Here is a 25,212-nt window from a genome sequence, read left to right on the forward strand (position 1 = left end):
CACCATGCAGGACAGCCTTTGCGTCGCCCTCTCCTCGCAGATCGCGCTTGAGCGCCGTCTCGACACCATCGCCGATAATGTCGCCAACGCCTCGACCATCGGCTTTCGCGCCACCGGCGTGAAGTTCGAGGATGTCGTCTCCGGCAGCGGCCCCAAATCGGTGTCCTTCGCCTCCTCCGGCAAGACCTATTTGTCCGGCGCCCATGGCGCGATGACGCAGACCGGCAACCCGTTCGACTTCGCCGTCCAGGGCGATGCCTGGTTCGGCATCGACACTCCGGCCGGCACCGTGATGACGCGCGACGGACGCTTCTCGATGAACGAGAATGGCGAACTGATGTCGCTCGAGGGCCATCCGGTGCTGGATGCCGGCGGCGCGCCGATCCAGCTTGACCCGCGCGACGGTCCGCCCAAGGCGGGCGCCGATGGCTCGCTGCGCCAGGGCGACAAGCTTGTCGGCGCCATCGGCCTGTTCAATTTCGACCCCGGTCCGAACTTCGTCCGCTACGGCAATTCTGGCATCGTGCCCGCGCGTGCGCCGGAGCCGGTCACCGACCGTTCCGATCTCGGCGTCGCGCAGGGCTATGTCGAGGAATCCAACGTCAATCCGGTGCTGGAGATGACGCGCCTGATCATGGTCCAGCGCGCCTTCGAGAACACGGCGGCGCTGATGCGCCAGACCGATGCCTCGACCGACGACGCCATCAAGACGCTCGGCTCCAAGTCGTAGCAGCATGTCGAGCAGCAAATCATCGATACGCGCGCTTGAACGGCAACCGGAGACAGCACCGGAAAACCGGCTGGCTGCGCTGGAGCGGATCTGGCGCCGCTTCGATGACACCGAGACGTTGCTGCGGCGCGGCGGCCGTGTTTCGGAGGTTTCGCCAACGCATTACAAGGTGCGCGGCCTGTCTGAAGTCGCCAGGCTTGGCGACCTCGTCGAACAGCGCGGCAATGCCGGCACGCGCCGCGGCGAGATCGTCAGGATCGGCCGCGACGAAGTCGTCATCGCCCCCTTCGAACGCAGCGCCGACGCCGGCATCGGCGACGCCGTGTTTCGCCGCGGCCCGCTGACGGTAACGCCGCATGCCTCGTGGCGCGGGCGCGCCATCGACGCGCTGACCCGCGTCATCGATGGCGGCCCGCCGCTGATCAGGATCGGCGAGGCTGCGAGCGGCGACGGCACCACGCCCGGCGCCATGGCGCGGCAGCGCGTCGGCACCGCCTTCACGACCGGGGTCAAGGTCATCGACATCTTCACGCCGCTCTGCCTCGGCCAGCGCCTCGGCATTTTTGCCGGTTCCGGCGTCGGCAAGTCGACGCTGCTCGCCATGCTGGCCGGCGCCGACGCCTTCGACACCGTGGTCGTGGCGCTGATCGGCGAGCGCGGCCGCGAGGTACGCGAATTCCTCGAAGACACGATCGGCGCAGAGAGCATGGCCAAGACGGTCGCCGTCGTCGCCACCAGCGACGAGAGCGCCATGATGCGCCGGCGCGCGCCGGATACCGCCATGCGCGTTGCCGAACATTTTCGCGACCAGGGCCATCGCGTGCTGCTGGTGCTGGATTCGATTACCCGCTTTGCCCATGCGCTGCGCGAGGTGGCGACCGGCACCGGCGAGCCGCCGGTCGCCCGGGGCTATCCCGCTTCGGTTTTCACCGACCTGCCGAAGCTGCTCGAACGCGCTGGCCCGGGCGCTGAAGGCCCCGGTATCAAAGGACAGGGATCAATCACTGCCATCATCTCGGTGCTGGTCGACGGCGACGACCACAACGACCCGGTCGCCGATTCGGTACGCGGCATCCTCGACGGCCATGTCGTGCTCGACCGCGCCATTGCCGAACAGGGCCGCTACCCCCCGGTCAATCCGCTGTCGTCGATCTCGCGCCTCGCCGACAAGGCATGGAGCCCCGAGCAACGCATGCTGGTGACCAGGCTGAAATCGATGATCTCGCGCTTCGAGGACACGCGCGACATCCGCCTGCTCGGCGCCTATCAGGGCGGCGCCGATGCCGAGCTCGATATTGCCGTGCGCCAGGTGCCGCTGATCTACGAGGCGCTGACGCAGTCGCCCAGGGATCGCGCCTCGAGCGACGCATTCTCCGACCTCGCCCGTCATCTGAAAGGCAAGCAAAGTGTCGATGCAGGAGACTGAGCTTCAGTACACCGAGCGGCTTTTGCGCGAGATGATCGCAGAGGCCAGTGCCGCCGAGGAAGCCCGGGCCAACGAAGCGAGAGCTGTCAGGGCAAAGGCCGATCTCGACAAGGCCGCCAAGGCTGAGGCCATTCTGGCCAGGGCCGCCAGGCCATTCTTGCCCAGGGCAGCCAGCGTAGTCGAGTCCACTGTGCCTCGCTTGGCCGAGCCTGCCTTGCCCAGCGTCGTCAAGCCTGCATTGCCAAGGACCCCTCGCGCCGGCCCCAAAGAAGCGATCGAGACCAGTCGTGACTCGCTTCTCGACGGGCTGTTCCCGGTCACCGAATGGCCGCAGCCGCCAAGGCCGCAATATCCCAGGCTCGACAAGAAATCCGACCGCCGCAGCGATATCGTCTTTGCCGCGCTCGGCATCACGCTTGGCCTGATCTGCGCGCTGTTTCCCTGGTATATCTTCTTCAATCAGGACCAGTTCGGCGTGCAGGCGATCAAGTTCGGCGGCAGCGGCACCAATGCAGGGCGGGTCAGCGGCGGCTCGCAGATGGAGAACAGCGGTCAGCCGCTGACGGCAAACGATGTTCCCGATGTCGACCTGTTCGCCACCGGCACGCTGCAGGACCCCGAGGACAAGACCCAGCCTCCCGGCGTCGACGAGCAGCCCTTCCCGGCGGACGCCAAATTTCGCATGGTTCATGTCGCCAATGGCCGCGCCATGATCGAGGACGATGCCGGCCTGTGGATCGTCCAGCGCGGCTCGAAGCTGCCCGATACCAGCGTCGTCTCGTCGATCGAGCAACGGGGCGGCAAGTGGGTCATGGTCACCAGCACCGACCAGGTGATCGAACTCTCCAAATAGCGGCACACCGGATTTACCCCCGAGCCGCGCAAGGTCCGCGCAAGACTGGCAGCCTAGTCTTGTACGTACCAGCCCGGAGATCCCCATGGAGCCCGTCAATCTTTTCGATCTCGCCGCCAAGCAGTCGCAATGGCTGTCGGTGCGCCAGTCGGCCATTGCCGGCAACATCGCCAACGTCAACACGCCGGGCTACACCGCCGGCGATGTCGAGCCGTTTGAGAAGGTGCTCGACCGCACGGCAGTGTCGCTGACCGCCACCCAGGCAGGCCACCTCGGCACTGCCGCCACCAATGCCGGCTTCACGGTCAAGCCAGAAGAGACGACCGGCGCCATCATGCCCTCGAAGAACACGGTGGTGGTCGAGAACGAACTGATGAAGGCCGGCGAGGTCCGCCGCTCGTTTGAACTCAACACCGCGATCGTCAAGGCCTTCCATTCGATGATGATGATGGCGGTGAAGAGCTGACCATGGACGCTTTGACCTCAGCCCTCAAGATCGCCGCGTCCGGCCTCAGCGCCCAGTCTGACCGTTTGCGCGTCGTTTCGGAAAATCTCGCCAACGCGCAGTCGACCGGCAACACGCCGGGCGCCGACCCCTATCGCCGCAAGACCATCAGTTTCGTCTCGGAACTCGATCGTGCCTCGGGTGGCACGACGGTTGAGGTCAACTCCATCGACCGCGACCCCAGCGACTTTCCCGTCGAATTCCAGCCCGGCAACGAGGCCGCCGACGACAAGGGCTACGTCAAGATGCCCAATGTCAACGTGCTGGTCGAGATGGCCGACATGAGCGAAGCCAACCGCTCCTACGAAGCCAACCTTCAGGTCATCAAGCAGGCGCGTGATCTGATCTCCATGACCATCGACCTGATGAGGAACCAGTAATGATCAGCGGCATTGGCGGTATCGGATCGCTTCCCCTCAAGCCGGAGATCGGCGGCGCCGATACCACGACCGACCTGTTCCAGGGCGCCAGGGCGCCGATGGCCGGCAGCGAAATCGGCACCACCTTCGCCGAGGCGCTGAGCCAGGCTGCTTCAAAGACCGTCAACACCTTGCAGAATGCCGAGCAGGTGTCGATCCAGGCGCTGAGGGGCGACGCCGACACCCGCCAGGTCGTCGACGCCGTCATGAGCGCCCAGCAGGCCCTGCAGACCACGATCGCCATTCGCGACAAGGTCGTCTCCGCCTATCTCGAAATCAGCCGTATGGGCATCTGAGGAGAACTTGCCGTGAAAGCACTCGCCATCGCAGCGACCGGCATGAATGCCCAGCAGACAAATCTGGAAGTCATCGCCAACAACATCGCCAACATCAACACCACCGGCTACAAGCGCGCGCGCGCCGAATTCTCCGACCTGCTCTACCAGGTCGACCGCACGCAGGGCGTGCCCAACCGCTCCAATTCATCGCTTGTGCCGGAAGGCGTGTCGATCGGCCTCGGCGTCAAGACGACGGCGGTGCGCAACGTCCATACGCAGGGCGAACTGACCTCGACCGGCAACAGTTTCGACATGGCGCTGACGGGCCGCGGCTGGTTCCAGATCGAGGGCGGCGACGGCGGCACGCTCTACAGCCGCGCCGGCGCCTTCAATACCAACGCCACCGGCCAGCTGGTGACCGTCGACGGCGCCAATGTCATCCCGGCCATCACCGTGCCGACCGATGCCATCGAAGTTGTCGTCAACAAGACCGGCCAGGTCTTTGCCCGCATCGACGGCCAGACCGACCTCCAGCTGCTGGGCCAGCTGCAGCTCGCCAACTTCGCCAATGAAGCCGGCCTGGCGCCGCTCGGCGACAATCTGTTCCAGGAGACGCCGGCCTCCGGCCCGGCCAATGTCGGCGTGCCCGGCGATCCCGGCTTCGCCTCGGTCGAGCAGGGTTATCTCGAGGCCTCCAACGTCGATCCGGTCAAGGAAATCACCGAGCTGATCTCGGCGCAGCGCGCCTATGAGATGAACTCCAAGGTCATCCAGGCCGCCGACGACATGGCCTCGGTCGTGTCCAAGAACATCAGGTAAGGTTTGATGGTCTCTCCGGCCTCCCGCTCCGCGCTTTGCCGCACCGCGCTGATGCTCGCGCTGGTAGCCGGCGGTGTGCCGGCGTTTGCCCAGGAAGCGGCAAATCAGGAGACCACCACCCAGGTCGCAAGCAGTCAGGCAACCGGCGAGATCGTGCTGATCCCCAACCGGGTCATCTATCCCGGCGAGATGATCGATACCGGCGCGCTGAAACCGGTGACGCTGCTCCCCGGAAAGCACAGGCCGGATGCGGTCGCCACGCAGGCGATGGAACTCCAGGGCAAGGTCGCCAAGCGCACGCTGCTGCCCGGCCGCTATATCCCGGTCGCCGCCATCCGCGACGCCTGGCTGGTCGAACAGGGCGCCGACGTGCAGGTCTATTTCATCGCCGGCGACCTCACCATTTCGGCCACGGCGGTGTCGCTGCAGCCGGGTGCCGCCGGCGATTTGATAAAGGTCCGCAACACCGACAGCGGCAAGATCTTTTCCGGCACGGTGATGGCTGACGGCACCATCCGGGTCAGCGCGTCATGAGACGCGGAGCTGCCCTTCTGCTCGCGGCCGTTGTCGGCCTGCAGCCGGCGCTGGCCGACGGTCTTACGCCGAAGCAAAAGCGCGATCTTGCCGGCCAGAATGGCGGCGCCTTTGTCGATCCCGAATACGATCCGGCCACCACCAACCGCATGTTCAGGGTCTCCAACGGCCCAAGCTCTCTGCCACCCGGCCAGGTCGCATCGCGCATCAAGGACATTGCGCAGCTGCAGGCTTCGCGCGACAACCAGCTCGTCGGCTACGGCCTCGTCATCGGCCTCGCCGGATCGGGCGACAGCCTGCGCAATTCGCCCTTCACCGAACAGTCGATCCGCGCCATGCTCGAAAATCTCGGCATTGCCACCGAAGGTGGCAGGGCGCGGGCCAAGAACGTCGCCGCCGTCATCGTCACCGCCAACATGCCGCCTTACGTGCAGTCTGGCGCCCGGATCGACATCGACGTCTCCTCCATGGGCGACGCCACATCGCTTGCCGGCGGCACGCTAATAATGACGCCACTGAAGGCGGCCGATGGCGAGATCTATGCTGTCGGGCAAGGCTCGGTCATCGTTTCCGGCTTCACTGCCCAAGGCGATGCCGAAAAGCTGACGCAGGGCGTGCCGACGGCCGGCCGCGTGCCCAACGGCGCCATCGTCGAGCGCACCGTGCGCGCCGAATTCGAGGACCAGGCGCTGCTCACCTTGCAGTTGCGCAACCCCGATTTCTCCACTGCCGTCCGCATCGCCGACGCCATCAACGGCTACACCTCGCAACGCTTCGGCATGCGCGTGGCGGCGGAGCGCGATGCACGCACCGTGCAGATCAGGCGGCCGAAGAATGTTTCGGCGGCGCGCTTCTACGCCGAGATCGAGAATTTGGTGGTCGAGACCGACACGCCGGCACGCGTCGTCATCGACGAACGCACCGGCACCATCGTCATCGGCAACGAGGTCAAGATCTCGCGGGTGGCGATCAGCCACGGCACGCTCACCGTGCGCATCACCGAACAGCCGAAGATCGTCCAGCCGGAACCGTTCTCCAAGGGCGTGACAGCGGAGGAACCCTTCACCACCATCGATGCCACGCGGCCTGACGCCCGCGTCAATGTGCTCGACGGACCGAACCTCGAAACGCTGGTGTCGGGCCTCAACCGTCTCGGCGTCAAGCCGGACGGCATCATTGCCATTTTGCAAGGCATCAAGTCGGCCGGCGCTTTGCAGGCCGATCTGGTTCTCCAATAGGCCATGCCGATGATCGATTTCTTTTCCCAAAAGCAGCACCGCCGCAGCGCAGCCTTGGCAGCTTGCGTCATCGCCGCCACCGTCCTTGCCGGCGGCACTGTCCGCGCGGAAGAAGCGGTGCGGCAGGTTCTGCCTGGCGGGCAACAGCCGGCGGCAGTGCAGCAGCTGGTCCGCGAGAAGGTGCCCGATGAAAGCGAGATCCAGCGCTTCTGCTCCAACATCGCCGACGCCGCCCGCGACCGCCGTTACGCGCTGCAGGCCGAAGAGCTGAAGCAGCTGCAGGCCGGCATCGACCTCCGCATGAAGGCGCTGGACGACAAGCGCGCCGAATACGAGCAATGGCTGAAGCGGCGTGAAGTCTTCCTGGCCCGCGCCGAGGATGGCGTCGTAAAGATCTATGCCGGCATGAAACCGGATGCCGCGGCCGAGCGCCTGGCCATGGTCAACGCCGATCTCGCCGCCGCCATCCTGATGAAACTCGATTCGCGCAAGGCCGGCGTCATTCTCAACGAAATGGACCAGAAGGCGGCAGCCACGCTCACCGGCATTATGGCCAGCGCGGCGCGAAGGGTAGACCCGTCATGAAGTCGCATATACTCGCCCTGGTCGCCACCGCTTCACTTGCCGGCTGCGCCTCCGACCCTAGGGAGATCGGCAGGGAGCCGGCGCTGTCGCCGGTTGGCACCGGCATTACCGGCAGCGTCAATGCGCCCTACTCCTATCCCGAAACGCCACCCGCGCCAGTGAAGAAATTCTCGCTGTGGGATGATCGCCAGAGCCGGTTGTTCACCGACCCACGCGCGCTGCGCGACGGCGACATCCTCACCGTCAGGATCAAGCTCAACGACAAGGCCAACTTCAAGAACCAGAACGACCGCAGCCGCACCGCCGGGCGCAAGCTCGGCTATGACGTCAACCTCGGATGGGAAGGTGCCACCACCAGCGGCAAGGGCGACGCGGGGCTGAGCTCCACCACCGAAACCAATGCGGACGGCGAAATCAAGCGCTCGGAGAACCTCGAGCTCAACGTCGCCGCCGTCGTCACCGAAGTCCTGCCCAACGGCAATCTGATGATCCGGGGCTCACAGGAGGTGCGCGTCAATTACGAGCTCAGGGTGCTGACCATCGCCGGCATGGTGCGTCCATCCGATATCGGCGCTGAAAACACCATCTCTTATGAACGCATCGCCGAGGCGCGCATCTCCTATGGCGGCCGCGGCCGCGTCAGCGAAATCCAGCAGCCCGCTTACGGTCAGCAGATCCTCGACCAAGTCCTCCCCTTTTAGGACTGGAGAACGGCGCCGTGGCAAATGTCGAACAGGTTCAGCAAAAAAAGGGCCCGTCGCTTGTCATCCAGCTTGCGATGCTGCTGGCGGTGACGGGCGCCGCGATCGGCATGGGCTGGATGTCCGGCGGCTATCTGAAGGGCGTCGGGGGACCGGTGCCTGTGCCCGCCGCACCGGAGAACCAGTCCAATGCCGAGCAACCGAGCAAGGCGGCCGAACATGCTCCCGGCACGGGGCCGACGCTTGTCCAACTGGCGCCGATCACCACCAATCTGGCTTCGCCTGCTGACACCTGGATAAGGCTGGAAGCGTCGGTGGTCTACGATGCGCCGCAGCCGCCGGAACTTACCGAAAGCATTCACCAGGACCTGCTTGCCATGGTCCGCACCCTGAAGATGCATCAGATCGAAGGCGCCAGCGGCTACCAGCATCTGAAAGCCGACCTCGAGGAGCGCGCCGCAATCCGCAGCGGTGGCCATGCCAAACAGGTTCTGATCAGGACATTGCTGCTCGAATGAGAAAACTCGTCCTCGCCGCCGCGATCGTCGTCGCCGCCACCTCTGTCGCCGCCGCCCAGCAGCTCGATCTCGGCGGCATCGGCAAGGCCGACGGCGCCANGGCGCCACCGTCGGCTATATCATCCAGATGTTCGGTCTGCTCACCGTGCTGTCGGTGGCGCCGGGCCTGTTGATCATGGTGACGAGCTTCACCCGCTTCGTCATCGCCTTCTCGATCCTGCGCGCCGGCATCGGCCTGCAGTCGACGCCGGCCAATCTGATCCTGATCTCGCTGTCGCTGTTCATGACCTTCTACGTCATGGCGCCGACCTTCGACCAGGCCTGGAACACCGGCGTCAAGCCGCTGATGGACAACCAGATCAGCCAGACCGAGGCGTTCGAAAAGATTTCGGACCCGTTCCGCACCTTCATGCTGCACAATGTCCGCGACAAGGACTTCGACCTGTTCGCCGATCTCGCCCGCGAACGCGGCCAGGTCGTTGCCAGGGACACCGTCGACCTGCGCATCCTGGTTCCGGCCTTCATGATCTCCGAAATCCGCCGCGGCTTCGAGATCGGCTTCCTGATCGTGCTGCCGTTCCTCGTCATCGACCTGATCGTCGCCACCATCACCATGGCCATGGGCATGATGATGCTGCCGCCGACCGTCGTTTCGCTGCCCTTCAAGATCCTGTTCTTCGTCCTCATCGACGGCTGGAACCTGCTTGTCGGCAGCCTGGTGCGCTCCTTCACCTGACCGTCCGCGCGCCCTTGGCGCCTTGCTAAAATTTTATGCAATATATTTCCGGTTAACCGTCCCGTTTAGTCCTTTGGTAGGGACTTGCCCGCATATTGCTCGCAGATGGCGGGTGATCGGGTCTCACGATCATTGGCATGATGCCGCTCCGTCATACCGGAAAAGCCGGTATGTCAAAAACACCCTGTAAAAATCAAGGTACGAGTAGCCATGTCCAGTATCATGACGAACGCCTCGGCGCTGACCGCGCTGCAGAGCCTGAACAACACCAACAAATCCCTCGAGCAGACGCAGGCCCGCATCTCGACCGGCTACCGCGTTGCCACCGCTTCCGACAACGCCGCTTACTGGTCGATCGCGACCTCGATGAAGTCCGACAACAAGGCCAACTCGGCCGTGCAGGACGCCCTCGGCCTCGGCGCCGGCAAGGTTGACACCGCCTACACCGCCATCAACGACGTCAAGGACCAGGTCGACCTGATCAAGACCAAGCTGGTCACTGCCCGTAGCGCCTCGAAGGAAGACCAGCAGAAGATCGCGACCGAAATCAACGCCATCCAGGCGCAGATCAAGTCCTCGGTCGCCAACGCCAACTTCGCCGGCTCGAACCTGCTGCAGAACGACGCTGCCGCTGCGTCCGACCTGAAGATCGTTGCGGCTTACAACCGTACCGGCGCGACTGTCACCATCGACACCATCGACGTCAAGGCTGCCGATACGCAGGTTCTCGATGTCGCCGGCACGGGCGGCATCGTCGGCGGCCTGCTCGCCGCTGCCTTCTTCGACCCGAGCACCACGGCGGTTACCCCCGCCGCCATCGACACCGCGCTCGGCACTGTTGAAACCGCGCTTGCCAAGCTGTCCACCGGCGCTGCCTCGCTCGGCGCCGCCAAGTCGCGCATTGACACCCAGAAGAGCTTCCTGTCGAACCTGTCGGACTCGATCGACAAGGGCGTCGGCGCTCTGGTCGACGCCGACATGAATAAGGAATCGACCCGTCTGCAGGCCCTACAGGTCCAGCAGCAGCTCGGCATCCAGGCGCTGTCGATCGCCAACGGCAACTCGCAGTCGATCCTGTCGCTCTTCCGCGGCTGATCTCTCGACATTACGACTGACACCATCCGTCGGGCCGCGCCAACAGCGCGGCCCATTTCTTTTTGCGGCTGTTGATTGTCTTGCTAAATGGCTGCCGATTTTTGCTCTTGGCCAGCGCCCTGAATGGCTTGGTTTAACAGGCCGTTAACCATATCCCGGTAGTCATGGTTAACCATTCCATGGCGGGCAGACCATACGGTCGATGGGCTTATGCCTACCCCCTTGATGAAGTTGATCCGGCGTGTTCGGGACACGCCAGTGTTTGAAAAGGGGTAAATATCTTGGCTAGCATCATGACGAACGCTTCGGCTCTGACCGCGCTGCAGAGCCTGAACAACACCAACAAGCAGCTTGAAACCACCCAGTCACGCATTTCGACCGGCTACCGCGTCGCCACCGCCAGCGACAACGCCGCCTACTGGTCGATCGCCACCACGATGAAGTCCGACAACAAGGCGCTTTCGGCCGTTCAGGACGCGCTTGGCCTCGGCGCCGGCAAGGTCGATACCGCCTACACCGCCATCACCGACATCAAGGACCAGGTCGACCTGATCAAGGCCAAGCTGGTCACTGCACGCAGCGCCAGCAAGGACGACCAGCAGAAGATCGCCACTGAGATCAAGGCTATCCAGGACCAGATCAAGTCGTCGGTCACCAACGCCTCCTATGCCGGCTCGAACCTGCTGCAGAACGACGCTGCCGCGACCTCCGACCTGAAGATCGTCGCGTCCTATAACCGCACCGGCACGACCGTCGCCATCGACACCATCGACGTCAAGGCGGCCGACACGCAGGTCCTCGATCTTCCCGGCACCGGCGGCATCGTCGGCGCTCTGCTGGCGACGACCTTCTTCGATCCCAGCACAACCCAGGTCCTTCCGGCAGCCATCGACACCGCACTTGGCGCCGTTGAAACGGCGCTTGCCAAGCTGTCCACGGGCGCTGCCTATCTCGGCGCCGCCAAGTCGCGCATCGATACCCAGAAGAGCTTCCTGTCGAACCTGTCGGACTCGATCGACAAGGGCGTCGGCGCGCTGGTCGACGCCGACATGAACAAGGAATCGACGCGGCTGCAGGCCCTACAGGTCCAGCAGCAGCTCGGCATCCAGTCGCTGTCGATCGCCAACGGCAACTCGCAGTCGATCCTGGCGCTGTTCAAGCAGTAAGCCTGACCCGGCTTTCTCCTTCTTGAATTGAAGGGCCGCGCCGACAGCGCGGCCCTTTCGCTTTGTGGCTGTGTTTTGACGCATGTCGTTGACCCGGAACCGCTGCACTTCCGGGCGACATGCTCTATCATCTTCGCACAAGCTTCGCGGTCTAGTGTTCCCACGGAATATCATGCTGGGAGCGCTTGAATCGTGCCGCAACAGATCCAGAGCATCATCTCGAATCTCAGGGCATTTGGCGTCAGGCGCCTTGCCATGCTGGCCGGCATTGCCGCATTGGTGATGGCCGTCATCGGCATCGGCTCGGTCTATCTCAACCGCCCTGCCTATGAGACGCTCTATGTCGGGCTCGATCGCTCCGACGTGAACCAGATCGGCCTGGTGCTCGGCGAGGCCGGCATCGGCTTCGACGTCGGCTCCGACGGCACCTCCGTGCTGGTGCCGGCCGGCACCACCGCGCAGGCGCGCATGCTGCTCGCCGAAAAGGGCCTGCCGACCAGCGCCAATGCCGGCTACGAACTGTTCGACAATGTCGGCTCGCTCGGGCTGACCTCCTTCATGCAGCAGATCACCCGCGTGCGCGCCCTGGAAGGCGAGATCGCCCGCACCATCCAGTCGATATCCGGCATCAAGGCGGCCCGCGTTCACATCGTCATGTCCGAGCGCGCCAATTTCCGCCGCGACGAACAGCAGCCCTCCGCCTCGGTGGTCATCCGCTACTCCGGCATCGATGCTGAAAAGAGCGCCATGTCGATCCGCCATCTCGTCGCCGCCGCCGTGCCGGGCCTGTCGGCCGACAAGGTTACCGTGCTCGATTCCAACGGCAATCTTCTCGCCGCCGGCGACGATCCCTCCAACACAAGTGCTGCCCGCACGCTCGGCGTCGAGCAGACCGTCGAGGCGCAGATCGGCGACAACATCCGCCGCGCGCTGACGCCTTATCTCGGCCCCGACAATTTCCGCGCCAGCGTCAAAGCCGACGTCAATACCGACACCCGCCAGACCGAAGAGACGATCTTCGATCCGGAGTCACGCGTGGAGCGTTCCGTGCAGTCGGTGCGCGCCAACGAAAACAGCAACCAGAGGCAGGCCTCGACCCCGGCCACCGTCGAGCAGAACCTGCCCGAGACCCAGGCGACCAGCACCGATGGTCCGCAGACGTCATCGGAGAATGATCGCAAGGAGGAGATCACCAATTACGAGATCAACTCCAAGAAGATCGCCACAGTCTCCAACGGCTATTCCGTCACCAAGATGTCGATCGCCGTCGTCGTCAACCAGCAGCGGCTGATGACCATCCTCGGCAAGGACGCCACACCCGAACAGATCGCCAAGCGCGTCGCCGACATCCAGAAAATGGTCGCCTCGGCCACCGGCTTCGACGACAAGCGCGGCGATATCATCGATGTCTCGGCGGTCGAGTTCATCGACGGGCTGGACGGCGAGCCGGTCGAACAGCCGGGCATAATGGCGTCGATCGGAACCCATGCCGGTACGATGATCAACGCCGGCGCGTTCATCGTCGTGGTGTTCCTGGTCGCCTTCTTCGGCCTGAGGCCAATGGCCACCGCGCTGAGCGCGCGGCCGACGCCGGCACTTGCCGGTCCGAGCTTCGACGACGTCCAGCGTTCACTGCCGACACCCGAAGCCGCCGGCGCCGAACCGGCGCCGGCTGCCTTGCCCGGCAGCCGCCCAGGCCCGACTCCACTCGACGATCTTCGTCAGAAGATCAGGCCGGCGCCGCAGGAGCGGCTTGCCCGCATGGTCGACATCAATGAGGAGCGCACCGCGCAGATCCTGCGCAAATGGGCGGCCCAGGAAGCAGCGGTATAGACCATGGCCTCGGCAGCGCTTTTCGACCTTTTGCCGGATTTCGGCGCACGCAGCCAGCGTGCCGGCCAGCCCTCGCTCGCGGCCATGGCCGAGCCAAGGCCGGAGACGTCGGCGCCGCAGGCCGACATCGGCGCGCTGATCGCCGAAGCGGTCATCGATGCCGAAGCCGCCCTTGAAGCCCGCCTTGCCATCGCCCACCAGGCAGCGCTCGAGGCACAGAGACAGGCCAACGCCGATGAAGCAAAGGCCTTTCTGGAAACTTTCGGCGGCGATGTCGGCGCGGTCGTCACTGCCCGTATCGAGATCATGGAGGCCAAGGTCAGCGACCTCGTCGGCGCCACCATTGCGCGCATCATTGGCGGCCTTGTCAGCGACGATCTGCAGAAGCGTTCGCTGGAAGCCCTTGCCGGCACGATCCGCGAAGCCGTCGGCGACAGCGAGGCGGTGCGCATCGCCGTGCGCGGACCGCTGTCATTGTTCGAGACGCTGAAGGCTTCGCTCGGCCCACGCGCGGCCAATCTCGATTTCGTCGAGGCACCCGGCTTCGACCTTACCGTCGCCATTGACGAGGCGGTGTTCGAAACCCGCATTGCCGAATGGTCGGCCGCCTTGTCCGAGGCCCTATCATGAGCGAGGGCCCTCTTATGAACGAGTGGACGTCATGAGCGTTGCCGACGCCGCTGAGCCCAGGCACGAGATCATCATCGTGCGGCGCAATCACGACGACCACGACGACGCCCACCACGGCGGCGTCTGGAAGATTGCTTTTGCCGATTTCATGACTGCCATGATGTGCTTCTTCCTCGTCATGTGGCTGATCAACGCCGCCAACGAGCAGACCAAGGCAGCCGTCGCCAGCTACTTCAATCCGGTCAAGCTGGTCGATCGCAACGCCAGCCGCAAGGGCCTCGAAGACCTCGGCGACGGCCCGAGCAAGGTCGGGCTGACGGCGGACGACCCGCGGGACAAGACCAGCAAGGCCGGACAGGACGGCGTCGGCGGCGCCGGCACCTCGGACAAGAAGCAGCCGAAGGAATCGGCGCCAAAGACGGATCTTTCCGACGAGCATCTGTTTGCCGATCCCTATGCGGTGCTGTCGGAAATCGCCACCGACACCGGCGTCATGCAAAATGTCAGCGAGAAGGGCGATGGCGGCGCGCAGGCGTCCGGCCCGGCTACCGGCGCATCCGGCGGCCAATCCTACCGCGACCCGTTCGCGCCGGATTTCTGGTCGCAGCAGGTGGCTGCACCAGGCGCCGAAGCCACCGCCGAACGCACCAAGATCGAAGGCGATCCCCTGAAGCCGGGTGACAAGGCGGCACGGACGCAAGTGGCGGAGGTGAAGGCCGTGCCGGCCGCGCCGCCAGTGGCCGCGGCGCCACTCGAGCCGCTGGCGAAATCCGTTTCCGATAAGCCGCTGACCAAGGCTGAAGCCAAGGCAGAGGCCAAGGCTGAAGCAGCGAAGGCCGAAATTGCAAAGGCCGAAGCCGCCGAAGCACAACCCGCACCCAAACCCGAAGCCGCGGAAAAGGCGCCGACGGCCGCCACTGTTAAAGCCGCGGCGCAGGTCAAGCAGGAACTGGCCGAGGCCTTCAAGCCAGGCGACAAATTGCACGATGGCGTCTCCGTCGAAGCCACCGACGAGGGTGTCGTCATTTCGATCACGGACCAGTTCGATTTCGGCATGTTCGAGATCGGATCGGCGGTGCCTAGGCGTGAACTGGTGCTGGCGATGGAAAAGATCGGCCGCATCGTCAACAAGCAGAAAGGCACGATCAGCATCAACGGCCACACCGACGCGCGGCCGTTCCGCAGCGACACTTACGACAATTGGCGGCTGTCCACGGCGCGCGCCCATTCCGCCTACTACATGCTGGTGCGCGGCGGCGTCGACGAGCGCCGCATCACCGAGGTCGCCGGCTTCGCCGACCGCGAGCCGAAAATCGCGGCCGACCCGATGGCTGCAGCGAACCGCCGCATCGAAATCCTGATGGCGACCGACGGATGAGGCGCGCCGCCATCATCGGCCGCGCCGTCGGGCTGCTGCTGCTGAGCGCTGTCCATCCGCCATCGGCCTTCGCCGAGGACGCATTGCAGCCCTATCAGCTGGTGCGCTCGCTGCAGCTTGTGCAGGACCGCATAGCCGCCGGCGATCACGCCGCGCTGCCGATGCAGGCCAAGCTGCTCGAAATGGCCGACACAAGGCTGCGCGCGGCGGACGCAGATGATTTCAGCGACCCGAAGAATTTTCGCGCCTTGCTGGTCTATGGCATGAGTGGCGGCAACCCCGTCACCGTCGAGGCGGCGGTGTCGCGCGCCAAGGCCGACCCGCAAAGCCTGGCCATCGCCAAGGGCATTGTCGATTATCTGAACGGCCGGCCGGCGGCTGCGATCGAGGCGCTGAAGCCGATCGATCCGATGACCCTGCCCCCCGATCTCGGTGCCTTTCTGGCGCTGGTCAAAGGCTCGCTTCTCGCCACCGAGCAACCGGTCAGCGCGCTTGCGCTGCTCGACGATGCTCGCCTGCTCAGCCCCGGCACGCTGGTCGAGGAAGCAGCGCTGCGCCGCTCGGTCGGCATCGCCGCCGCGCAAGGCGACGGTGCGCGTTTCGCGCTTGCCTCAACCCAATATGTCGAAGACTACCTCTATTCGCCCTATGCCAGCCAGTTCGCCGACGCCTTCGTCTCCGGCGTCATCGCGCTGCACATGGCAATCAGCCAGGACAAGCTCGCCGACATCACCGCAATGATGGATCCCGAGCGCGAGAAGGTGATCTATCTGCGCATCGCCCGCCGCGCCGCGATCGACGGCTTTGCCGATCTCTCCGCCTTTGCCTCGGCCAGGGCTGAACGGGGCCGCGACGGCATCCACAATCAGGACGATCCGCGCGCCCAGCTCTATTCCAGCCTGTCCACGGTAACGTCCGGCACCATCGGCGAGGTCCGCGCCAAGCTGGACAAGATCGATCGCAACCAGCTTTCGCAAAGCGACCGCGACCTGCTCGATGCCGCGCAGGCCGTGGCCGGTGAAGTCATCGCCCCCCCGGCGCCGTTGCCTGCCGAAAAGCCCGCACCTGCCGCGGCCAGGCAGGAGCCGGTCAAGACCGCGGCCGTGGAAAGATCCGACGAGCCAGAGCTGCCGCCGGTCGAAGGCGCGATGCCGGAACAGCCAGCCGCCACAACGTCGAGTGAACAGCCCGCAACCGACCAACCGAAGGCGGCAAGTGAGCCGGCCGCGCAGGCACCGAGCACGCCAGAGGCAAAGGCGGCGGAAACGCCTGCAGTCGCCTCGGCCAGCGATGCGGCTCCGGTCGTGCCGGCATCGGTGCCGGCCCCCGCCGCAGTAGAGCCTACCGATCCCACCGACGCCGCCATGGCGAGGACGCGTCGCCAGCTCGATTTGATCGACCAGATGCTTGGAGCAGCCCCGAAATGACCACCAATGTTGGCCAGGCCCTGCCGGCTCCCGCGCACGCCGGATCGAAGCAGTCGGCCTCAAACGCCAAGGGCGGCGACAAAAGCTTCGGCGACATGGTGCGCGGCGACGACGATGCGCCGACACCGATAGGCCAGGGAGCAATTGAGGCCGCATTGCACGAGCCGCATTGGGCCAAACGCAGCCCTGCCGGTCCCGGCAAAAGCGAAATCCCACACACCCAGTCTGGCAAAACGGGGACGAAATCCGCTGCCGGCAAGGCCGCAAAAGAACATGCCGATAGTGGCCCGGACAAACCATCCAAGGACGCTGAGGTGGCCGGACGAGACGCGGATGCAGGATCGCTGCAGGATCATTTGCCACTGGTGCTGGCGCTGCACGATATCAGGCATTTCTCAACGGTCCGGACAAGCGGGAACGGCATCGCGACGAATGGACAGACTGGGCAACCGGCGCCCGCTGGCGAGGCCACTTCTGCACAGACGTCGCCTCTGAAGAGACACCGCGCAGCGTCCGGCATTGACAACAGACTCGACACGACGACGCGATCGGAACGGGCCAAGCCCGGTACCAGCGTTTCCGCACAGGATCAGGGGCAAAAGCTGCCCGCGATCGGGCTCCAGTCCGGCAAACTGCCGCACCAGGATGGTCCGACGCCTCCTCTACCGGCGGGCCAGACGGCAAGCGACGTTTCGGCACCCGAGGCAAAACGGTCCGCGCCGTCGGCGAAGTCCGTCGATGGAGCCCATTCCGCGGCATCGTCCACACAGGGAAAACAGCCGCCATTCGCTGCGCGCGTCGACATTGTCGCCGAACAGAGCTTCCCCGCGCCGGCGCATAGTCCGATAAACCAAACGACTTCGGCGCTTATCGACGCGCTGGCTTCGGATAACGGCCTGCGGCAAGCGGTTTCGACGCCGTCGACGACCGCCCAGACGGCCGGTTCTGTTGCCGTTCCGACACATATATTGAAGATCGAGCTTCACCCGGCAGAGCTCGGCATGGTCACCGCCAGTCTCAGGCTTTCCGGAGAACAACTTTCGATAGAATTGAAGCCCGAAACCCATGAGGCTTACCGCCGTCTCGCCACCGACAGCGACGCCATCGTGAAGTCGTTGCGCGGGCTCGGCTTCGATGTCGACAAGGTGACCATCCTGCAACCCTCGATAGCGATCCACGCGGCGGCCCGCAGCGATGCAGCGAACTCGCATCCAATGCCGCAAGGCCGCGACCAGTCCGCTTTTCAGCCCGGAAACTCGAGCGGCAACAATACGGGTTCGGGCGGCCACCAGTCGGGAAGAAACCGCAATGACGATGCCCAGGAATTCGGCCGCGCTGGCGCGCCTGCTCGCGAGCGTGCTGGCGACGATATGTTTATCTAGCCTCGCCACCAAGCCGGCCACCGCCGCCACCAACCCTTGCGAGCCCGAGATTTTGCGTGCCGCCGATCGCTATGGCGTGCCGGCCGGCATCCTCTATGCGGTCGGACTGACCGAGACCGGCAAGAAGGGAAGCCTGCAGCCTAATGCGTTGAATATAGAGGGGAAAGCGGTATTTCCGAGGAACCGCACCGAGGCCCTGGCCACCTTCGAAGCAGCCCGGCGCGAGGGTAAGACGCTCATCGATCTCGGCTGCATGCAGATCAACCATCACTATCACGCCGCGCATTTCCGCAGCGTCGACGACATGCTCGACCCGCGCCAGAATGTCGACTATGCCGCGCGCTTCCTGGCCAGCCTGCATGCGCGTCATGTCAGCTGGTCGATGGCCGTCGCCCGCTACCACGCCGGCCCCGACAATGACCCCGCACAGAAATTCTACGTCTGCCGCGTCATCGCCAATATGGTCGCCACCCGCTTCGGCAAATGGACCCCGAATGCCCGCAACTTTTGCAACCCGTAGGGGAATCAGCTTTTGCGGACGGCTGCAAATCCATGCCCGGCGGGTGACGTTCCACGTCACCCGTTTCGGCAACCAACGATACAACCTCGTGATTGCGGTTAGTTCGAAACTCGAAATAACTCCCAAGAAAATAGCTACAAGAAATGACGGTTGTTCAGGATTCCCTGCACCGGTTACGCCTCTTCCCACGGGGCAGATGATCTGATTCGGAGGCGGGGCCGATGATTGTAATCGTTGACGAGCGAGAGCTCGTAACTGAAGGCTATAATTCACTTTTCGATCGTGAGGGCGTTGCCTGTGCAGGCTTCGCGTCCGGTGAATTCGGCGAGTGGGTGACATCGGCCGCCGACACGGATTTGCGATCAGTCCGAGCCTTCCTCATCGGCGACTGCCGCGAAGGCGCCATCTCGCCACGCCAGATCCGCGACCGCACCGGCGCTCCGGTCATTGCGCTGAGCGAACAGCACTCGCTCGAGAATACGCTGCGGCTGTTCGAGAGCGGTGTCGACGACGTCATCCGCAAGCCGGTCCATATTCGGGAGATCCTGGCCCGCATCACCGCCATCCGCCGCCGCGCCCATGAGGACGTCAGCTACACCGAGATCGGCGCCATGCGCATCTTCATGGATGGCCGCGATCCCGAGATCGATGGCCAGCCGCTGCCTCTGCCGCGCCGCGAACGCCGCATCCTCGAATATCTGGCGAGCAACCGCGGACGCCGCGTCACCAAGACCCAGGTCTTCAACGCCATCTACGGCATCTTCGACGAAGAGGTCGAGGAGAACGTCGTCGAGAGCCACATCTCCAAATTGCGCAAGAAACTGCGCGAAAAGCTTGGTCAGGACCCAATAGATTCCAAGCGCTTCCTCGGCTACCGGCTGGTGTTCTGATGCCGGTCTGCGCCAGCCTCGCGCAAGACAAAAATTATATCCTCGCGACCACAGACATAGGCCCAACGATCTTGGGCATTGAGGAGACGTTTCGATGAGCCTTTACGGAATGATGCGGACCGGCGTTTCCGGCATGAACGCCCAGGCCAACCGCCTGTCCGCGACAGCCGACAACATCGCCAATTCCGACACCACCGGCTACAAGCGATCCTCGGCCGAGTTTTCGACGCTGATCATGCCGCAGGTCGGCGGCGCCTATAATTCCGGCGGCGTCAACACCACCATCCGCTCGGCCATCAGCGCCCAGGGCGTGCTGCAGTACACGACCTCGGTTTCCGACCTTGCGGTCAACGGCAACGGTTTCTTCGTCGTCCAGGACCCCAGCGGAACGCCTTTCCTCACCCGCGCCGGCGCATTCGTTCCCGACGCTCAGGGCAGACTGGTCAACGCCGCCGGCTACCAGCTGATGGCCTACAGCTACGCCAACGGCACACCGGCTGCCACCGCCAACGGTTTCGAAGGGCTGGTGCCGGTCCAGATCTCCGACCAGGAAATGACCGCGACGCCCAGCACCACGGGCAATTTCAATGCCAATCTGCCGGCTGGCGCCACGCCGCCCGCCGGTCCGCTGCCTTCCACCAACAGCCCGACCGCCGAATACACGTCGAAGTCCTCGATGGTCACCTACGACAATCTCGGCAACAAGAAGCTGCTCGACGTCTATTTCACCAACACCGGCACCGGCGCCTGGTCGGTCTCTGTGTTCGACCAGTCCCAGGCGACGCCGGGCACATCCTTCCCCTATACGGGCGGCGCGCTGGCCACGGCCAACCTGACCTTCGACACCACCACCGGCAAGCTAACCGGCGCGGTCGACAGCATAACGATCCCCGTACCGGGCGGTGCGTCGCTCGACCTCGATTTGTCCAAGCTGACTCAGCTCGGCACCGGCTTCACGGTCTCCGAAGCCAAGGTCAACGGCAACGCGCCCAGCACGATCGAAAAGATCCAGATCGGCGAGGACGGAGTCATTTACGCCCAGTATCAGGACGGCTCGACCAAGCCGCTGTTCAAGATCCCACTGGCCGACGTCCAGAGCGCCGACAACCTCACCGCACTGCCTGGCAATGTCTATGCGCAGTCCACCGACTCCGGCACCGTGCGCATCGGCTTCGCCAATGAAGGCAAGCTCGGCAGCATCATCTCCGGCGCGTTGGAAAATTCCAACGTCGATATCGCCGAGGAATTGACCAACATGATCGCGGCGCAGCGCAGCTACACCGCTAACTCGAAAGTGTTCCAGACCGGTTCCGACCTCATGGATGTCCTTGTCAACCTGAAGAGATAAACGACGGGCGCCAGGGGAATGAACCCAAACCAGAGCAGCGCGGTGCGCGGATTTCGAATTCAAGGCCACACCGGCAAACCGGCCGGGGTGGTCTGGAATTGCAGGTTTCCGAACGCCGACGCCGCCGACAGGGCAGAGACGTCATCCCCTCCCCACTGGCCTCGTGAAAGACCCGCATGTCGCTGACTTCCGCATTGACCATAGCCCAACAGTCGCTTCAGACCACATCGAAGCAGACCAGCGTCCTTTCCCGCAATATTGCCGACGCCAGCAACCCCGACTATGCCCGCCGCACGGCGGTCGTCGTCAGCAGCGCGCCCGGCGCCCGCTCGGTCGAGATCCAGCGCGCCACCAACGCCCTGCTGTTTCGCCAGAACCTTAGCGCGCAATCGGCATGGAGCGGCCAGAGCACGCTTTACAGCGGAATTGACCGCCTCGCCGTTGCCGTCAACGGCGTCGACAACGCCTCCTCTGCCTCGACCGCGATCGGCAAGCTGCAGAACGCGCTGCAGCTTTACGCCGCTACGCCATCCAACCAGAACCTCGGCTCCAGCGTCATCGACGCGGCCCAGCAGGTGGTGCGCGCTCTGAACGACGGCACCAACGCGATCCAGGATTTCCGCACCCAGGCCGATGGCGAGATATCAACGGCGGTTAACGATCTCAACTCGCTGCTTAGTCAGTTCCAGGACGCCAACAAGGCGGTCATCTCCGCAACCCGTTCGGGTACCGACGCATCCGACGCGCTCGACCAGCGCGACGCTTTGCTGAAGAAGATCGCGGACTATGTGCCGGTGTCGACCTTCACGCGTGGCGACAACGACATGGTCATCACCACCAAGGATGGCACGACACTGTTCGAGACCATTCCGCGCTCGGTAAGTTTCACCCCGTCGGCGGGCTACACGGCCGGCACACCAGGCAACACCATCTACATCGACAATGTGCCGGTCAGCGCCGGGGCTGGCGGCAACACCAGCGCCGACGGCAAGCTCGCCGGGCTCATCACCTTGCGCGACGGCGTCGCGGCGACGATGCAGAGCCAGCTCGACGAAGTGGCGCGCGGCCTCATCACCGCCTTTGCCGAAACAGCACCTTCGCAGCCCGACCGAACCGGCCTGTTCACCTGGTCGGGTGCGCCCGCCATTCCGGCCGCCGGCACGCTGATCGACGGGCTTGCCGGCTCGATCAAGGTCAACGCCGCAATGGACCCGAGCGTCGGCGGCAATCCGGTGCTGCTGCGCGACGGCGGCGCCAATGGTGCGGCCTATATCGCCAACACTGCCGGCAACGCCTCCTATTCGCAGCTCTTGATCGGCTATGGCGACAAGCTCGACAAGCCGATGCCTTTCGACGCTGCGGCCGGCATCACCGTCACGTCCAGCGTGTCCGACTACGCCGCCAATGCCATTGGCTGGTTCGAAGGCCAGCGCCAGCAGGCCTCGAGCAACGCCGACGCCAAGGAAGCGCTGGCATCGCGCACCGCCGAGGCGCTGTCCAACGACACCGGCGTCAATGTCGACCAGGAGATGTCGCTGCTGCTCGACCTCGAACACACCTATCAGGCCTCGGCGCGCATGATGAAAACCGTCGACGACATGCTGTCGGCCCTGCTCGATGCCGTAGGATAAGCCATGAAAGCCACATCCGTCTCATCAGCCGCCCTCTCCAACGCCGCGCGCTATCAGCAGATGCGCATGCAGGCCGAACTGGTCAAAGCCACCAAGGAATCGACGACCGGCACCGTCGCCGATGTCGGTCTGGCGCTCGGCGCGCGCACCTCGCAGGCGGTCACCTTCTCGCGCGACCTCGACCGGTTGAACGTCATCATCGATTCCAATTCGCTGGTCACCGCGCGGCTGTCCTCGACGCAGGCTGCGCTTGGCCAGCTTTCCGACACTGCGCAGAATTTGCTGACCGCGCTGACCGCCGCCGGCAATTCCTCGAGCACCATCACGCAGCAAGCCGGCAAGGCCGCCGTGCAGCAGATGACCTCTATCCTCAACGCCAGCGTCAACGGCGAATATCTGTTTGCCGGCACCAACACCGACGTCAAGCCGATCGACGATTTCACCGCCGCGGGCTCGCCGGCCAAGGCGGCGTTCGACGCTTCCTTCTCGTCGTATTTCGGCTTCACGCAGGCCGATCCGCTCGCTGCCAACATCACCGCCGCCCAGATGGACGGCTTCATCACCAGCAATGTCTTGCCGCAGTTCATGGGCTCCGGCTGGCAGGCCAACTGGTCGAACGCCACCGACCAGCAGATCGTCAGCCGCATTTCGCTGGGCGAAACCACCCAAACCTCGGCCAGCGCCAATGACGACAGCATCCGCAAGCTCGCCATGGCTTCCGCCCTGATCACCGGCCTGCTGTCCGGCAATATCAGCCAGGCGGCGAAGACCACCGTTGTCGGCCGCGCCCAGGCGATGGTCGGCGAGGCGCTGGGCGGGCTAGGGCAACTGCAGGCCGAGACCGGCCTTGCCGAGAAGCGGGTCTCCGACGCCAGCGACCGCATGAAGACGCAGGTCGACCTGTTCGAGCGCCATATCCTTGATCTGGAAGGCGTCGACCCCGCCGAGGCAGCCACCCGCGTCGCGGATCTGACGCAGCATATCGAGACGTCCTTCGCGCTGACCGCGCGCCTGCAGCAGATGAGCCTGCTGAACTACCTGACCTGACAATCTCAACCGCAACGGTAGAGCCAAACGATGTACCAATTCTCCTACGCCGACATCCAGACCGACTCCGTTGCCGATGCGAAAGATCGCGAGCGGCAGCTTTTGACCCGCTCGATCGAAATGCTGGCGGCGGCGGCGGCGGTCGGCCACACCTCGATGGAGGCGGTCGAAGCGCTGCACTTCACCAACCGGGTCTGGACCACCTTCGTCGAGGATCTCGGTTCCAGCGACAATGTCCTGCCCAAGGAACTGCGCGCCAACCTCATCTCCATCGGCCTGTGGCTGCTGCGCGAGGCCGAGGACATCCGCCAGGGCCGCACCGACAATTTCGAAGGGCTGATCGAAGTGTCCCAGATCATTCGGGACGGCATTCAATGACCAACACGCTGAAGATATCGCTGAAGCCGAACGAGAAGATCTACATCAACGGCGCCGTCATCCGCGTCGACCGCAAGGTCACCGTCGAGCTGATGAACGACGTACAGTTCCTGCTCGAGAACCATGTCATCCAGGCCGACGATGCCTTGACGCCGCTCAAGCAGCTCTATTTCATCCTGCAGGTGATGCTGATGAACCCGGCCGGCGCCATCGAGGCGCGCGCCATGTTCCGCCGCTCGCTGCCCTTGCTTTTGGCAAGCTTCGAGGATGAGCAGATCAGTGGCGCGCTGAAGCAGATCGACCGCATGGTCGGCGAAGACCATATCTATGAAGCGCTGAAGGCTATCCGTGCGCTTTATCCGCTCGAACGCCGCGCACTTGGCGGCAATGACGATGTTCAGGGTGCGAAGCGCCCGCTGGCCGTGGGAGCACAATACTGATGAATGTGGACATGACGACGACGATCCCCACGGGCGCCAACCAGGGCACCCAGCAGACGTCGAAGACAGCGGTCGACTACCAGTCGTTCCTGAAGCTGTTGATCGCCGAGATGAAGAACCAGGATCCGACGAAACCGATGGATTCGACGCAGTATGTCGCCCAGCTCGCCACCTTCTCGCAGGTAGAGCAATCGGTGCAGACCAACACCAAGCTCGACCAGATCATGCAGTCCTCGGCGCTGTCGCAGGCCGATGCCTTGATCGGCCGCTCGATCACCTCGGCCGACGGCAAGACGACCGGCGTCGTGGCCTCGGTCAAGCTTGCAAGCAACGGCGTGATCGCCGTGTTGCAGAACGGCACCGAAGTGCCGGTCGGCGCGGGCGTTTCGATAAAGCCGGCCAGCTAGACAGTTCCATAGAGGCGCGCTCACATGAACGAGGCCGACGCACTCGACATCGTCCAGTACGCGGTATGGACGGTGCTTGTTGCTTCCGCGCCGGTGGTGCTGGTCGCCATGGTGGTCGGCATCGGCATTGCCCTGATCCAGGCCCTGACCCAGATCCAGGAAATCACCCTGACCTTCGTGCCCAAGATCGTCGCCATCATGCTGGTCGTGGCGCTGACCGGTCCGTTCATCGGCAGCCAGATCTCGGCCTTCACCAACGTCATTTTCGAGCGCATTGAAAACGGGTTCTAGGCAGCGC

At 64.2% G+C, this 25,212-nt stretch carries 28 protein-coding genes and 1 pseudogene; all 29 read left to right on the forward strand.

What is annotated here, in order from left to right:
* The first annotated feature begins 4 nt into the window (after window positions 1-4).
* The 29 genes and pseudogenes from flgF (at window position 5) to fliQ (ending at window position 25,205) form a co-directional block, all read left to right on the forward strand.
* Window positions 5-730 carry a flagellar basal-body rod protein FlgF gene (flgF, locus tag X730_RS162470; protein ID WP_023825404.1) on the forward strand — a complete coding sequence of 242 codons (726 nt, stop codon included), beginning with the start codon at window positions 5-7 and terminating at the stop codon, window positions 728-730.
* A gap of 4 nt (window positions 731-734) precedes the next feature.
* Window positions 735-2,156, forward strand: a complete 1,422-nt coding sequence (gene fliI / locus X730_RS162465) for a flagellar protein export ATPase FliI (RefSeq protein ID WP_023825405.1) — start codon at window positions 735-737, stop codon at window positions 2,154-2,156.
* A complete protein-coding gene (locus X730_RS162460) occupies window positions 2,143-3,009 on the forward strand; it encodes a hypothetical protein (RefSeq protein WP_031196500.1) in 867 nt (288 codons plus the stop codon). Before fliI ends, X730_RS162460 begins: the two co-directional genes overlap by 14 nt.
* Window positions 3,010-3,094: 85 nt before the next feature.
* The gene (flgB, locus tag X730_RS162455; protein ID WP_023683310.1) at window positions 3,095-3,475 is read left to right on the forward strand and encodes a flagellar basal body rod protein FlgB; all 381 of its coding nucleotides are present in this window, start codon (window positions 3,095-3,097) and stop codon (window positions 3,473-3,475) included.
* Window positions 3,476-3,477: 2 nt separating this feature from the next.
* Complete coding sequence (gene flgC / locus X730_RS162450) at window positions 3,478-3,894, forward strand: flagellar basal body rod protein FlgC (protein ID WP_023686341.1); 417 nt, start codon at window positions 3,478-3,480, stop codon at window positions 3,892-3,894.
* Window positions 3,894-4,229: a flagellar hook-basal body complex protein FliE gene (locus X730_RS162445; protein ID WP_023825407.1), complete on the forward strand. Its 336-nt coding sequence runs from the start codon at window positions 3,894-3,896 to the stop codon at window positions 4,227-4,229. Before flgC ends, X730_RS162445 begins: the two co-directional genes overlap by 1 nt.
* Before the next feature lie 12 nt (window positions 4,230-4,241).
* Entirely contained in the window at window positions 4,242-5,030 is a 789-nt protein-coding gene (gene flgG / locus X730_RS162440; RefSeq protein WP_023673650.1) for a flagellar basal-body rod protein FlgG, read from the forward strand.
* 6 nt (window positions 5,031-5,036) lie between these two features.
* Entirely contained in the window at window positions 5,037-5,564 is a 528-nt protein-coding gene (flgA, locus tag X730_RS162435) for a flagellar basal body P-ring formation chaperone FlgA (RefSeq protein ID WP_023825408.1), read from the forward strand.
* On the forward strand, window positions 5,561-6,802 hold the full coding sequence (locus X730_RS162430) for a flagellar basal body P-ring protein FlgI (RefSeq protein ID WP_023825409.1): 1,242 nt from the start codon (window positions 5,561-5,563) through the stop codon (window positions 6,800-6,802). The genes flgA and X730_RS162430 overlap by 4 nt, the downstream gene beginning before the upstream one ends.
* A gap of 3 nt (window positions 6,803-6,805) precedes the next feature.
* The gene (locus X730_RS162425; RefSeq protein WP_027049841.1) at window positions 6,806-7,387 is read left to right on the forward strand and encodes a MotE family protein; all 582 of its coding nucleotides are present in this window, start codon (window positions 6,806-6,808) and stop codon (window positions 7,385-7,387) included.
* Complete coding sequence (flgH, locus tag X730_RS162420; RefSeq protein ID WP_023673654.1) at window positions 7,384-8,088, forward strand: flagellar basal body L-ring protein FlgH; 705 nt, start codon at window positions 7,384-7,386, stop codon at window positions 8,086-8,088. Before X730_RS162425 ends, flgH begins: the two co-directional genes overlap by 4 nt.
* 17 nt (window positions 8,089-8,105) lie before the next feature.
* Entirely contained in the window at window positions 8,106-8,606 is a 501-nt protein-coding gene (locus X730_RS162415) for a flagellar basal body-associated FliL family protein (protein WP_023673655.1), read from the forward strand.
* Window positions 8,603-9,342: pseudogene (gene fliP / locus X730_RS01000000164110) on the forward strand (flagellar type III secretion system pore protein FliP). Before X730_RS162415 ends, fliP begins: the two are co-directional and overlap by 4 nt.
* A gap of 210 nt (window positions 9,343-9,552) precedes the next feature.
* Window positions 9,553-10,437: a flagellin gene (locus X730_RS162410; RefSeq protein WP_023683303.1), complete on the forward strand. Its 885-nt coding sequence runs from the start codon at window positions 9,553-9,555 to the stop codon at window positions 10,435-10,437.
* 281 nt (window positions 10,438-10,718) lie between these two features.
* Window positions 10,719-11,603, forward strand: a complete 885-nt coding sequence (locus tag X730_RS162405; RefSeq protein WP_023683302.1) for a flagellin — start codon at window positions 10,719-10,721, stop codon at window positions 11,601-11,603.
* 192 nt (window positions 11,604-11,795) lie between these two features.
* Window positions 11,796-13,436, forward strand: a complete 1,641-nt coding sequence (gene fliF / locus X730_RS162400; RefSeq protein ID WP_023683301.1) for a flagellar basal-body MS-ring/collar protein FliF — start codon at window positions 11,796-11,798, stop codon at window positions 13,434-13,436.
* Window positions 13,437-13,439: 3 nt separating this feature from the next.
* A complete protein-coding gene (locus X730_RS162395) occupies window positions 13,440-14,066 on the forward strand; it encodes a hypothetical protein (protein ID WP_023701073.1) in 627 nt (208 codons plus the stop codon).
* 31 nt (window positions 14,067-14,097) lie between these two features.
* A complete protein-coding gene (locus X730_RS162390; RefSeq protein WP_023825410.1) occupies window positions 14,098-15,444 on the forward strand; it encodes a MotB family protein in 1,347 nt (448 codons plus the stop codon).
* The gene (locus X730_RS162385) at window positions 15,441-16,871 is read left to right on the forward strand and encodes a chemotaxis protein (RefSeq protein WP_023825411.1); all 1,431 of its coding nucleotides are present in this window, start codon (window positions 15,441-15,443) and stop codon (window positions 16,869-16,871) included. The genes X730_RS162390 and X730_RS162385 overlap by 4 nt, the downstream gene beginning before the upstream one ends.
* Window positions 16,868-18,253 (forward strand): flagellar hook-length control protein FliK, encoded by a 1,386-nt coding sequence (locus tag X730_RS162380; RefSeq protein ID WP_023825412.1) that lies wholly within the window; start codon window positions 16,868-16,870, stop codon window positions 18,251-18,253. The genes X730_RS162385 and X730_RS162380 overlap by 4 nt, the downstream gene beginning before the upstream one ends.
* A complete protein-coding gene (locus X730_RS162375; protein WP_050588056.1) occupies window positions 18,180-18,773 on the forward strand; it encodes a transglycosylase SLT domain-containing protein in 594 nt (197 codons plus the stop codon). Before X730_RS162380 ends, X730_RS162375 begins: the two co-directional genes overlap by 74 nt.
* Window positions 18,774-18,994: 221 nt before the next feature.
* On the forward strand, window positions 18,995-19,663 hold the full coding sequence (locus X730_RS162370; RefSeq protein WP_023683295.1) for a response regulator transcription factor: 669 nt from the start codon (window positions 18,995-18,997) through the stop codon (window positions 19,661-19,663).
* 94 nt (window positions 19,664-19,757) lie between these two features.
* Window positions 19,758-21,011, forward strand: a complete 1,254-nt coding sequence (locus X730_RS162365) for a flagellar hook protein FlgE (protein ID WP_023671890.1) — start codon at window positions 19,758-19,760, stop codon at window positions 21,009-21,011.
* 176 nt (window positions 21,012-21,187) lie between these two features.
* Window positions 21,188-22,642: a flagellar hook-associated protein FlgK gene (gene flgK / locus X730_RS162360; protein WP_023701067.1), complete on the forward strand. Its 1,455-nt coding sequence runs from the start codon at window positions 21,188-21,190 to the stop codon at window positions 22,640-22,642.
* Window positions 22,643-22,645: 3 nt separating this feature from the next.
* Window positions 22,646-23,689: a flagellar hook-associated family protein gene (locus tag X730_RS162355; protein WP_023671892.1), complete on the forward strand. Its 1,044-nt coding sequence runs from the start codon at window positions 22,646-22,648 to the stop codon at window positions 23,687-23,689.
* A gap of 30 nt (window positions 23,690-23,719) precedes the next feature.
* Window positions 23,720-24,067, forward strand: coding sequence for a flagellar biosynthesis regulator FlaF (gene flaF, locus X730_RS162350; protein ID WP_023671893.1), 348 nt, complete (start codon window positions 23,720-23,722; stop codon window positions 24,065-24,067).
* Window positions 24,064-24,507 carry a flagellar biosynthesis repressor FlbT gene (gene flbT, locus X730_RS162345; RefSeq protein WP_023671894.1) on the forward strand — a complete coding sequence of 148 codons (444 nt, stop codon included), beginning with the start codon at window positions 24,064-24,066 and terminating at the stop codon, window positions 24,505-24,507. Before flaF ends, flbT begins: the two co-directional genes overlap by 4 nt.
* Window positions 24,507-24,914, forward strand: a complete 408-nt coding sequence (flgD, locus tag X730_RS162340; RefSeq protein ID WP_023671895.1) for a flagellar hook assembly protein FlgD — start codon at window positions 24,507-24,509, stop codon at window positions 24,912-24,914. Before flbT ends, flgD begins: the two co-directional genes overlap by 1 nt.
* Window positions 24,915-24,938: 24 nt before the next feature.
* Window positions 24,939-25,205 (forward strand): flagellar biosynthesis protein FliQ, encoded by a 267-nt coding sequence (gene fliQ / locus X730_RS162335; RefSeq protein WP_023671896.1) that lies wholly within the window; start codon window positions 24,939-24,941, stop codon window positions 25,203-25,205.
* Window positions 25,206-25,212 lie beyond the last annotated feature (7 nt).

This window comes from Mesorhizobium sp. L103C131B0 (assembly GCF_000502275.1).
Taxonomy (GTDB): domain Bacteria; phylum Pseudomonadota; class Alphaproteobacteria; order Rhizobiales; family Rhizobiaceae; genus Mesorhizobium.